Origin of the sequence: Rappaport israeli (assembly GCF_001888055.1) — a bacterium.
GTDB classification, from domain to species: Bacteria; Pseudomonadota; Gammaproteobacteria; order Cardiobacteriales; family Cardiobacteriaceae; genus Rappaport; species Rappaport israeli.
The window spans coordinates 275,054-286,678 of sequence record NZ_LXHZ01000022.1 but is presented as its reverse complement, the minus strand read 5'-3'; the positions used below and the strand labels follow the sequence as shown (position 1 = coordinate 286,678).

5 protein-coding genes, 3 pseudogenes and 1 CRISPR repeat array are annotated in these 11,625 nt (G+C 46.7%); of the genes and pseudogenes, 3 read left to right on the top strand and 5 right to left on the bottom strand.

All coding sequences use genetic code 11. The annotated features are described in order from the left end of the window. Positions 1-436, bottom strand: a 436-nt coding sequence (locus A5N84_RS06800) for an FAD-dependent oxidoreductase (RefSeq protein WP_143324861.1), incomplete at its 3' end; no start/stop codon positions are given. Between the two features lie 39 nt (positions 437-475). After that, on the bottom strand, positions 476-754 hold the full coding sequence (locus A5N84_RS06795; protein ID WP_072281748.1) for a rhodanese-like domain-containing protein: 279 nt from the start codon (positions 752-754) through the stop codon (positions 476-478). Positions 755-992: 238 nt separating this feature from the next. Between A5N84_RS06795 and A5N84_RS06790 the strand changes: the two are divergent. Together A5N84_RS06790 and A5N84_RS06785 are read left to right on the top strand one after the other, a co-directional pair. Continuing rightward, positions 993-2,667, top strand: a pseudogene (locus A5N84_RS06790) (formate--tetrahydrofolate ligase). A gap of 83 nt (positions 2,668-2,750) precedes the next feature. Further along, on the top strand, positions 2,751-3,359 hold the full coding sequence (locus A5N84_RS06785) for a cytochrome b562 (protein WP_072281747.1): 609 nt from the start codon (positions 2,751-2,753) through the stop codon (positions 3,357-3,359). Positions 3,360-3,363: 4 nt separating this feature from the next. Here A5N84_RS06785 and A5N84_RS06780 read toward each other — a convergent pair whose 3' ends face one another. The 3 genes and pseudogenes from A5N84_RS06780 to A5N84_RS12840 form a co-directional block, all read right to left on the bottom strand. Next, entirely contained in the window at positions 3,364-4,098 is a 735-nt protein-coding gene (locus A5N84_RS06780; protein ID WP_072281746.1) for an MIP/aquaporin family protein, read from the bottom strand. Between the two features lie 120 nt (positions 4,099-4,218). Beyond that, a pseudogene (gene glpK / locus A5N84_RS06775) lies at positions 4,219-5,759 on the bottom strand (glycerol kinase GlpK). Positions 5,760-5,801: 42 nt separating this feature from the next. After that, a pseudogene (locus tag A5N84_RS12840) lies at positions 5,802-7,375 on the bottom strand (glycerol-3-phosphate dehydrogenase/oxidase). 459 nt (positions 7,376-7,834) lie between these two features. Here A5N84_RS12840 and A5N84_RS06765 point away from each other — a divergent pair. Next, positions 7,835-8,455: a hypothetical protein gene (locus tag A5N84_RS06765; protein ID WP_072281745.1), complete on the top strand. Its 621-nt coding sequence runs from the start codon at positions 7,835-7,837 to the stop codon at positions 8,453-8,455. A gap of 109 nt (positions 8,456-8,564) precedes the next feature. Continuing rightward, positions 8,565-11,594: direct repeats of the CRISPR family, unit length 28 nt; unit sequence TTTCTAAGCCGTGTATGCCACGGTTCAC. Positions 11,595-11,625: the final 31 nt, after the last annotated feature.

Genomic DNA, 11,625 nt, shown 5'->3' with positions numbered 1-11,625 from the left:
GTGGTAGGGGGGTGGGGGGTGTGGGGGATGATAGCTTAGCGCTTGTACGGGGCTTTGGGTGTGGAGGGTGATTTGGGGGATGCTGGAGTTGGTGTTGGAGGGCGTCGATGAGTCCGCGACTTTTTTGTTGGCAAAACAGTTGTCCGAGGGTTTTTTCTTCAACGCTTAGGCGGGCGTTTTGGCACCAGTTGAGGAAGTCCCATTGGCTGTGGCGGGTTAGGGCGCTGTGGCAGAATTTTGGGTTGCTGCTGTGGTAGGCGTCGGGGCTGATGTAGAGGTTGGTGAGGTTGCAACGTCCACCTCCTGAGACGCGGATTTTATTGCCAATGCTTTTGTTTTGTTCGATGAGTGCGATGCGGAGGTTGTGTTGGGCGGCATGGATGGCGCAGTAGCTTCCGCTAGCGCCTGCGCCAATAATGAGGACGTCGTAGGTCATGGTTTGGGGTGTTTGGGGGCGGTGAATGATTTAGCGCACTTACCAAGCGCTTGGGTAGGAGAGGACGTTTGTATAGCCTTGTTGATGGAGTTCGGCGGCGCTTTTGTTGCTACGGATTCCTGCAGCGCAGACGAGTAGGTAGCGTTTGTTGGGGTCGAGGTGTTGGCTTGGGTTGGCGAGTAGGTCGGTCATTTCAATGGTGAGCTGGGCTTGCGGGAGGGGGCGCGCGCTAATTTCTTCTAGGCGGCGGATGTCGATGATAATGAGGTTATCCGCTTGAGCTTGTTGGAGGCTGTGGGTGTAGAGATAGTTTTGCATGTGTGTTCCTTAGGGGGTTCCTGTATGGGGTTTGTTTGCCAATGTGTGGGCGTTGTTGGCGCAGGTGAGCGAGGTCGTAATATATCATTTGTTGATGATTGACGGGCAATCCTGTGAGCCGTTTTATGGCGATTCTGTGGTTGATTGAATGAGGATAAAATTTTAGACCGTTGAATAATTTTGCCATAATGCGACGATATTTTTGCATGTTTTTTATTTTTTATAGGGAGGGATGGGTATGTCGTTGTTAACTGATGCACAGATTGCTGAGCAGGCGGTTTTACAACCAATTGAGGTGATTGCAGAAAAAATTGGTCTGCCGTTGTCTGCTTTGGAGCGCTATGGTGCGTATAAGGCTAAGGTGGATGCGGAGGCGACGTTGGCAAGGCCAAAACGCGCTGGAAAGTTAATTTTGGTAAGTGCGATTAATCCAACTCCTGCTGGGGAGGGGAAAACAACGGTTACAATCGGTTTGGCAGATGCGCTTAATCGCTTGGGGCGGCAGACGGTGGTGGCGATTCGTGAGCCGTCTTTGGGTCCTGTGTTTGGGGTTAAGGGTGGGGCAACGGGCGGGGGGTTATGCGCAGGTGGCGCCGATGGTGGATATTAATCTGCATTTTACGGGAGATTTGCATGCCATTGGCTGTGCGAATAATTTATTGGCAGCGTTAATTGACAATCATATTCATCATGGGAATACGCTGAATTTGCATTTAAAACGGATTCGCTGGCGGCGAGTGCTTGATATGAATGACCGCCAGTTGCGCCATATTATTAGTGGCGGTGGGGAGGTGAGTGATGGAACTTTGCGCGCTGATGGGTTTGATATTACGGTGGCGTCTGAGGTGATGGCGATTTTTTGTTTGTCGCAGTCGCTAGAGGAGTTAAAGCGGCGTTTGGGTGATATTGTGATTGGTTATAACACGGAGAATGCGCCAGTATATGCGCGTGATTTAAAAGCGCATGGCGCGATGACCGCCTTGCTGAAGGAGGCTTTTAAGCCAAATTTGGTGCAGACGTTGGCGGGGTCGCCAGCGTTTGTGCATGGTGGGCCTTTTGCCAATATTGCGCATGGTTGTAATAGTGTGTTGGCAACAAAATTAGCATTGCATTTGGGGGATTTTGCGGTTACTGAGGCGGGTTTTGGTGCGGATTTGGGCGCAGAGAAGTTTTGCAATATTAAATGTCGCGCGGCAGAGATTGCGCCAGATTGTGCGGTGGTGGTGGCGACGGTGCGCGCGCTAAAGTATAACGGCGGTGTGGATAAATCGACGCTGGCTGAGGAAAATTTGTCTGCCCTGCAGGAAGGGGTGGCAAATTTGGGTAAGCATATTGAGAATTTGCGTGCGCTAGGCTTGCCTGTGGTGGTGGCTTTGAATCGATTTGCCCAAGATAGCACAAAAGAAATTGAATTTATTGAGAATTATTGTCGTGAGTTGGGGGCGAATTTCGCGCTGACGGAGGTTTGGGCAAAAGGAGCTGAGGGCGGTGAGGCGCTGGCGCTGGCGGTATTAGAGACGATGGATAGGCAAGAAAGCGCGCTTGATTATACTTATGAGTTGTCCCAATCGATTGAAGAGAAAATTGAGCTGGTGGCGTGTAATATTTATGGCGCGAAAACGGTGGTTTATGCAGATAAGGCGCGTAAGGCGATGGCTCAACTGGCAACATTGGGTTTTGCGCAGTTGCCAATTTGTATGGCAAAAACGCCTTTGTCATTAAGCGATGACCCGACAAAATTAGGCTGTCCTAAAGATTTTACGTTGACGGTGCGCGATGTGTCGGTATCAGCTGGGGCAGGGTTTTTGGTGGTGTTTACGGGCGATATTATGCGCATGCCTGGGCTACCTAAGCATCCTGCGGCGGAGAAAATTGATGTTGATGCAGATGGCAAAATTACAGGGTTGTTTTAAATGTAGTTAAGGGAAATTTAAGACCATAAATTGCGATTCTTGTGATATCTTTTTGATTCTTTTATAAATAAACAGGAGGCATTATGCGTAAATATTTAGTGATGATGTTGGCGGCGGTGGTGTTGCCACAGGTTTTGGCTCAGGTGCAGGAGGTGCAGGAAGAATGGGTGGATAAACCAGGTGTGAGTGATAGAAATGAACCTCGTCCGCCATCAACAGTTACGGCAACGAATGTGGCAACTGTGGTGGATACAACAATTGAGCAAGATGGCGTGGCGCTAGAATCGCAATCCTTTGTGATTACTAAAGCACCAACGGTGGCGGTTTCGGTGAATACGCCTCAAAGCGCGTTGCCTGAGCCTGAAATTATTGCGCCACAGGTGGACTTGGCGGAGACGATGAGCATTATGCAAGTGAAATTTGATGCTTTGCAAAAGTCGATTGCAATGGAAGATAAAAATAAGATTGCAGCGGAATTATTGGCTTACGCTGGGCAGGCGCAGGCATTGGGGGGCATTATGCAGGAGTCGATGCGTGAGGATTTTATGCTAGGAATGCAACAATTACGCTTGAAATTGGCGGAGCTGCAAGCCAGCATTGAGGCGCAAGATGAGGGGGAGATAAAGCGCTTGCTTAATGAAATTGAGGCGCTAAATCAAAAGGCGCACGAGTATTTCAACGTGCGCCCATAGAGGTTTATTGTAGTAAGTGATAAATAACGGCAGCGAGCGTAGCACCCACTAAAGGCGCTAGGGCAGGAATCCATGCATAGGACCAATCGCTGTCGCCTTTAATTGGCAAAAGAAAGTGGACTATTCTTGGCGCTAGGTCGCGCGCAGGATTGATGGCATAGCCAGTTGTGCCGCCTAGAGAAAGTCCAATGACCCATACCAAGAAAGCGACAGGTAAAGCCCCCAAGGAGCCTAAACCTATTTTTGCCTCAGCTAAGCTGGCGGATTCGAGGCTGGGTTCGGCAATAAAGAAAATCACAAAGATTAAAACAAATGTGCCAATGACTTCGCTTATAAAATTATTGGTTTTATTGGCTATGGCAGGTGCGGTGGCAAAGCAGGCGAGTTTGGTCGCTTCGTCTGTGGTGGCATTAAAATGGTCTTTATAGCTTAGCCAAACAAGCGCCGCGCCAAGTGCTGCACCTAGAAATTCTCCAATAATATAAATTGGAACTTGTTGCCATGGGGTGCCGCCTGTAAGCGCTAAGCCAAGAGTAACCGCAGGATTAAGATGCGCGCCACTATAAGGTCCTGCAACAACAACTCCTACAAATACGGCTAATGCCCATGCGGTTGTGATGACCATCCACCCGCTTTCTTGTCCTTTGGTTTTGCTTAATACGACGTTGGCGACTACGCCGTTGCCTAGCAATATCATGAGCATGGTGCCAATGAGTTCGGCGATGAAAATAGATTGCATTTGTTCCTCCTTTGGGGGTGTTGTATTGGTATTATTATGATTATGTGGTTTGTGAGAAAAAATGCGCTTGATTATTTTTAGTGATAAATCTTACTGAAACTAGACAAGCGCTTGAGTGCTTTATTCTTGTTTCTCTTTCTCTTTCTCTTTCTCTTTCTTGTCATCCTCTTCTTCTAGCCAATTCTGGGCGCAACGGACGGCTTTATGCCAGTAGTGTAGATGATGCTTGACTTGTTCGGAGGGCATTTGTGGGGAAAAGGTTTTATCTGTATCCCATAGTTGTTGCAGGGCTTTTTCATCTTCCCAAAAGCCAACGGCGAGTCCAGCGAGGTAGGCTGCACCGAGTGCGGTGGTTTCAAGTTGTTGTGGGCGGATAAGCTCAAAATTAAGCAGGTCCGCTTGAAATTGCATGAGGAGGTCGCTGGCGCTAGCGCCGCCATCTACGCGACATTCAATGCTTTGTTCGCCTGCATCGGCTTCCATGGCTTTGATGAGGTCATAAACTTGGTAGGCAATGCCTTCTAAGGTGGCGCGGGCAATATGCGCGTCTGTAGTGCCTCGGCTTATGCCTATGAGAAGTCCGCGTGCATAGGCATCCCAATAAGGGGCGGCTAATCCAGTTAAGGCAGGGACAAAGTATACGCCACCGTTATCTTCTACAGTTTTAGCAAGGCTGTTGATAGATTCTGAGGTGCGAATAATGCGTACGCCGTCGCGTAACCATTGCACGGCAGCACCGCCTACAAAAACGCTTCCTTCTAGGGCGTAGGTGGTTTTGCCATTTCGTTGCCAAGCAATGGTGGTGAGGAGGTTGTGCTTAGAGTTAACGGCTTCATCTCCTGTATTCATGAGTGAAAAACAGCCTGTGCCGTAGGTGGTTTTAATCATGCCTTTGTCTAGGCAGAGTTGTCCGAATAAGGCGGCTTGCTGGTCGCCTGCAATACCAGCAATGGGGATTTTGCTGGAAAATAAGGTGGTGGCGGTTTGTCCGTAGATTTCGCTGCTGGATTTAACTTCTGGCAGCATGGCTTTGGGAATATCAAAAAGCTCCAGTAGTTCATCGTCCCAATTGAGGGTGTGGATGTTAAATAGTAGAGTGCGACTGGCATTGGTTACGTCAGTAACAAAGAGTTTGCCACGCGTGAGTTTATAAACTAGCCAAGTATCTACGGTGCCAAAACAGAGTTTTCCTGCCTGTGCTTTATCCCGCGCACCGTCAACGTTATCCAATATCCATTTGATTTTGCTGGCGGAAAAATAGGCATCAAGCGTAAGCCTGTTTTTTGTTGGATGGTTTGTTCATGCCCTTGTTCACGCAGTTTGTCGCAATATTTGGCGGTACGGCGGTCTTGCCAGACAATGGCGTTGTAGATAGGTTCGCCACTGTCTTTATCCCAAATAATGGTGGTTTCGCGTTGGTTGGTGATTCCAATGGCGGCGATATCGTGTCCGTTAAATCCTGCTTTGGCGATGGCTTCAGCCGCAACGCTAACTTGTGAGCTCCAAATTTCGTTGGCATCGTGCTCAACCCAGCCAGACTGGGGGAAAATTTGGCTGAAGTCTTTTTGTGCGATAGTGACAATTTCACCTCTGTGGTTAACGAGAATGGCGCGCGAAGAAGTCGTGCCTTGGTCTAAGGATAAGATATAGTTTTTGCTCATAAAAATACTCCTTTTGTGGTGGTTAAGTGGTTTTTTAAGTTTTTAGTTTTCGGTGAGTAAATAACCCTTAGCTAGGGTGGTGAAATTTTGGATTTGCGTATCTATCCATTCTTGGGGATGGTTATGCTCACTAGCGATAAGGCGAGCGACGGACTGTGCACTTTCAATGGCAGCGCGCGCATCTAAAAATAATAGTCTGACACGGCGAGCGAGAATGTCTTCAACATTTTGCGCCATTTCTTCGCGGATTGCCCAAACAACTTCGGCAAGAGTGTAGGGGTATTTTGGATGTAGGCGCTGTTTATAATCAGGATTTTCAGCGCTTAATTGTTCGATGGCAGGCGCGTCGCTGCCGTATAGATAGAGATGATTTTGGCGGTCTTGTTCGTTGGTGGGTCGGTTGCCGTGGATGGCGAGTGTTTCACTGACACAGGCTTTGTTGGGAAGGTCGCTGTTTTCAATGGCTTTATCGATGGTGTCTTCTGCCATTTTGCGATAAGTCGTCCATTTTCCGCCAATGATGGTAACCAGTCCGCTATCTGAGACGTGAACTTTATGGCTGCGCGAAACTTCTTTGCTTTTTTGTCCTTCTTTTTCAGGTGCGGCAAGGGGGCGCAATCCTGCAAAGACGCTTAGAACATCCGCTTTAGTCGGCGCTTTGGTGAGATAGTTAGCAGCGGTTTGTAAGATGAAATCGATTTCTTGTGCAAGGGGCTTGGGCTCAAGCTCAGGTCGTTCAACCCGTACGTCAGTCGTGCCGATAATTACTTTGCCATGCCAAGGAACGGCGAAGAGGACGCGTCCATCGTCTGTTTTGGGAATCATGAGCGCGTGTTCGCTTTGTAAAAAGTCGCGCGCAAGGACAAGATGTATCCCTTGACTGGGAACGACAAAGGCTTTATCGCTAGGTTTATCTAATTGCATGATGCTGTCGGTGAAAACACCTGTGGCGTTTACAACTGCTTTGCAATGTAAGTTAAAGCGCTCACCGCTTAGACTATCTTCAGCGACAACGCCACTGATGCGCTGTTTGTCATCTTTAATTAGGTCAATAACTTTTACATAGTTTAGCGCACATCCGCCTTGGTCTTGTAAGGTTTGGGCAAGGTTGATTGCCAAGCGGGCATCGTCAAATTGCCCGTCATAATAGCGAATGCCACTGGCTAAACCATCCGCTTTTAAAGTAGGAAGCTGGGCGAGGGTTTGGGTTTTATTTAAGCGCTTGGTTTTGCCTAAGCGTAATTTGCGCGCAAGCCAGTCATAAATCGATAGCCCTATTTGGTAATAATATCCTTCCCACCATTGATAGTTAGGATGATAAAGGTTTGATTTTTAACTAGATGAGAGGCATTTTTGGCAAGCAAACCGCGCTCATGGAGCGCCTCAATCACAAGGTCGATATGTCCTTGAGCAAGATAGCGCACGCCACCGTGTGCCAGTTTGGTACTACGGCTAGAAGTGGCTTTGGCAAAATCATGCGCTTCAAGAAGTAGAGTAGAAAATCCACGGCTGGCAGCATCAACCGCAGCACCTAATCCACTAGCGCCGCCACCAATAACAATAACGTCCCAATTTTGAGTATTTCTAAGAGTTTGGAGGTTGTCGGCTCTGTTCATAAAGGCTCGCTCTTTGTTGAATAAATGATGGTTGATAATCTAACAAAATTTATACGTTTAGGGGAAATAAATTATGGTTGTTTAAGAATTAAAAGAATAGCGCCTTGATTTTACCAAGAGCGATTAAAGGTAGGGCTGTTAGTCAAGTAAATTGATAAGAATATCTGTAATAAATACTAATAGATGCATAGAGAAGGGAGGCAGTATAGAGCCTTGCCCTTCATTTGTAAGATATAAGCACAGGTGGATAAACCGACGCAGTCGATTTTGTGAGTTATCTCTCTAATGGTGAGAGATTGATTTAAAGCAATTTTGTTTTTATGGATGGTTTAGTTTGTTTTGCGCCTTATTAAGGGCGTTTTTGTTACAAAAAGATTATTTATTGAAATATGGTTCGGTGGTATTCTTTGGCGCGATTATCCATTTAATTTAATATTCAACTAGTTAAGGAAAAATAAAATGAAATTACATTCTCTCATGTTGACAGTATTGGTTTCAGCTGGATTGGTAGCTTGTAGCGATGAGGCTCAAAAAGAGACTCAGGAAGCAGCGAGTGCTGTGGCAACGGATGTTAAAGAGACTACCGGTCATGCTGTAGAGAAAACAGATAACGCATTAGATAAAGCTGGACATGAAATAGCTGAGGCGGGCGAAAAAGTAGTTGAAGGTACAAAAGACTTAGCGCAAGAAGCAGGTAAGGCGCTAGAAACTGCTGGTGGAAAAGTCGATGCTGCGCTTGAAAATGCAGGTAATACAATGAGCAATACGGCTGAAGAGGTGGGTTCTAAAGTTGATACGGCAGCAGCAAAAGTTGAAAACGCTACAAACCATGCCATGGCGGAAGTCAAAACTGATACAAAAGAAAAAGGTTTTGATCATGCCGTAGAAATGGCACAAAAAGAGACAACCGTAACTGGTGCACAGGCAGACGCGCATTTAAATAGCGCAAATGCAGCAGTTGCTAATGCAAATACTGCCGTTGTTGAAAATAATCTGGCAACTGACGCTAATCAAAATGAAACAACTTTAAAACAAGAAGCAGAAGCAATTATTAAAAAAGCTGACAGCGCAGTAAAATAATTTCCTTAACCTATTAATATAGATTAAAAAAACCACCTTCTGGTGGGTTTTTTGTGATTTTAAACTTTAAAAGTTGAAGATGCTTATTTTGCTCAGCATGTTTTAAAGCTTTCTAAGCCGTGTATGCCACGGTTCACGATGTGTACATGATAGCATTCGAGAGAGATGATTTCTAAGCCGTGTATGCCACGGTTCACCCCGGCGTTCGCATTCTTTGAGCGCGCGACAATTTCTAAGCCGTGTATGCCACGGTTCACTTTCATACCGAGGGGGATAACGCACGCTCAATTTCTAAGCCGTGTATGCCACGGTTCACTCAATTGTCGTAATTGACGAATGTCAAAAAGATTTCTAAGCCGTGTATGCCACGGTTCACGTTCAAAGTAGTCATTGGCATCGTCTGTTTGTTTTCTAAGCCGTGTATGCCACGGTTCACTTAACAGGCATGTCTGTATCAGCATTACTCAGTTTCTAAGCCGTGTATGCCACGGTTCACGTTATGCTGAAGTTATTGTCGACAGCCCTGCTTTTTCTAAGCCGTGTATGCCACGGTTCACTAGCTCGCCAGATTGCAATAACTCTCTCAGCATTTCTAAGCCGTGTATGCCACGGTTCACGATGATTCTAATCATGATGCAGAATTCGTTGTTTTCTAAGCCGTGTATGCCACGGTTCACGTAGCATACTCTGCTGTTCGCTATGCGGGATATTTCTAAGCCGTGTATGCCACGGTTCACTTAGAGCGTGATTTAAAAGCAGCAAACGAGCATTTCTAAGCCGTGTATGCCACGGTTCACCGTGCAAGCAGCGCGCGATATTCCGCCTGCATTTTCTAAGCCGTGTATGCCACGGTTCACTTTGCGCAATGCGTGAAAGCATCCAACTGTAATTTCTAAGCCGTGTATGCCACGGTTCACATTTCCGACACGCTGAAAAACCCTTCCGCATTATTTCTAAGCCGTGTATGCCACGGTTCACTGTTGTCTGGGATGCAAACACGCGATAGTGATTTTCTAAGCCGTGTATGCCACGGTTCACGAAGTTATTCGCAACTGATAGTAGCATAAAATTTTCTAAGCCGTGTATGCCACGGTTCACCCTCTCTTTGTTTTGACTACTCTTTTTTGAAGTTTCTAAGCCGTGTATGCCACGGTTCACCTTTGAGCAGCGTGGACATGGTGTAGCGCTTTTTTCTAAGCCGTGTATGCCACGGTTCACTTAGAGCGTGATTTAAAAGCAGCAAACGAGCATTTCTAAGCCGTGTATGCCACGGTTCACCGTGCAAGCAGCGCGCGATATTCCGCCTGCATTTTCTAAGCCGTGTATGCCACGGTTCACGCCATGCAAAGCGTAGAAGAAAACGGCGGTGTTTTCTAAGCCGTGTATGCCACGGTTCACGCAAGCCAAACCCACGTTCCGCCTAGCGTGATTTTCTAAGCCGTGTATGCCACGGTTCACAGTATCTTGGCACATGATGCCGTATTCATAATTTCTAAGCCGTGTATGCCACGGTTCACATGACCGGCGCAATCTTGCATACGATGTTCAATTTCTAAGCCGTGTATGCCACGGTTCACGTAAAGGTTTGTGCACTAACAACCGCGTCATTTTTCTAAGCCGTGTATGCCACGGTTCACGTGCAATTGGTGGGGCTATTAGCGCATTAAATTTTCTAAGCCGTGTATGCCACGGTTCACTATATCGTTGACCGACCATCTGACGCTGATCGTTTCTAAGCCGTGTATGCCACGGTTCACCATCAAAAGCTCAATGTCAGTGAATTGGTTTTTTTCTAAGCCGTGTATGCCACGGTTCACGCTCATATCAAGCCTTTGATTGATACGCACTGTTTCTAAGCCGTGTATGCCACGGTTCACTTATTTCATCGTCGCTTTGGCTTACTTACAGGTTTCTAAGCCGTGTATGCCACGGTTCACCAATTGCGTTAGCATTTGTTGCAAGAATGATTTTTCTAAGCCGTGTATGCCACGGTTCACATATTCTGATGTTTTTTATGAATCATATGAAGATTTCTAAGCCGTGTATGCCACGGTTCACGAACCGATTACTAAACATTTGTCTCCTCGTGATTTCTAAGCCGTGTATGCCACGGTTCACGAGTTAAGAAGTCGGGATATTGTTATTCCTAATTTCTAAGCCGTGTATGCCACGGTTCACGCCTTTGGTCTTACAAAACCGACCGCCTGACTTTTCTAAGCCGTGTATGCCACGGTTCACTTGCTCAATGGCTTGCTGTGCGTTATCGCTAATTTCTAAGCCGTGTATGCCACGGTTCACTTTGCGCAATACGTGAAAGCGTCCAGCTGTAATTTCTAAGCCGTGTATGCCACGGTTCACAAGTTATTTCTAAACTTTAACCACAAACCTAGTTTCTAAGCCGTGTATGCCACGGTTCACAGATTATCTTGCGGCCGGTACTGCTGCCAAAATTTCTAAGCCGTGTATGCCACGGTTCACTAGCTCCGCCGTCGCCATGGTTGATATAAAAATTTCTAAGCCGTGTATGCCACGGTTCACCCTCTCTTTAAACGATAAGGTAACGATGTCGCTTTCTAAGCCGTGTATGCCACGGTTCACGATGCTTACAGACAACACAATCAAGCCATAGCTTTCTAAGCCGTGTATGCCACGGTTCACGAAAATTCTTGCGAACAAGAAATACCCGAAACTTTCTAAGCCGTGTATGCCACGGTTCACAGGGCAGTTCATCTGATAGCGATGCGAAAGGTTTTCTAAGCCGTGTATGCCACGGTTCACACCCAAACATTACTCGTTTTGCTGTGCTATTATTTCTAAGCCGTGTATGCCACGGTTCACCTTGAATTTCGCATTTAATATCAATTTCATATTTTCTAAGCCGTGTATGCCACGGTTCACGGCGTTGGGCTTGGTTAACCGTGGCATACACGTTTTCTAAGCCGTGTATGCCACGGTTCACGCCTCGCGCGCTTAACAGCCTTACATCCAGCATTTCTAAGCCGTGTATGCCACGGTTCACACCTTGACAGGGTTATGAGGGTTACTCCTGATTTTCTAAGCCGTGTATGCCACGGTTCACCGCTGTCATAGACGCTATACAAACGCTTATCATTTCTAAGCCGTGTATGCCACGGTTCACTAGAGATTGTACGCGTGATTTATTTTATTTA

Coding starts and splice junctions, on each gene's coding strand:
- A5N84_RS06795 (WP_072281748.1), bottom strand. CDS start 754: ATGCAAAACTATCTCTACACCCACAGCCTCCAACAAGCTCAAGCGGAT.
- A5N84_RS06785 (WP_072281747.1), top strand. CDS start 2,751: ATGCGTAAATATTTAGTGATGATGTTGGCGGCGGTGGTGTTGCCACAG.
- A5N84_RS06780 (WP_072281746.1), bottom strand. CDS start 4,098: ATGCAATCTATTTTCATCGCCGAACTCATTGGCACCATGCTCATGATA.
- A5N84_RS06765 (WP_072281745.1), top strand. CDS start 7,835: ATGAAATTACATTCTCTCATGTTGACAGTATTGGTTTCAGCTGGATTG.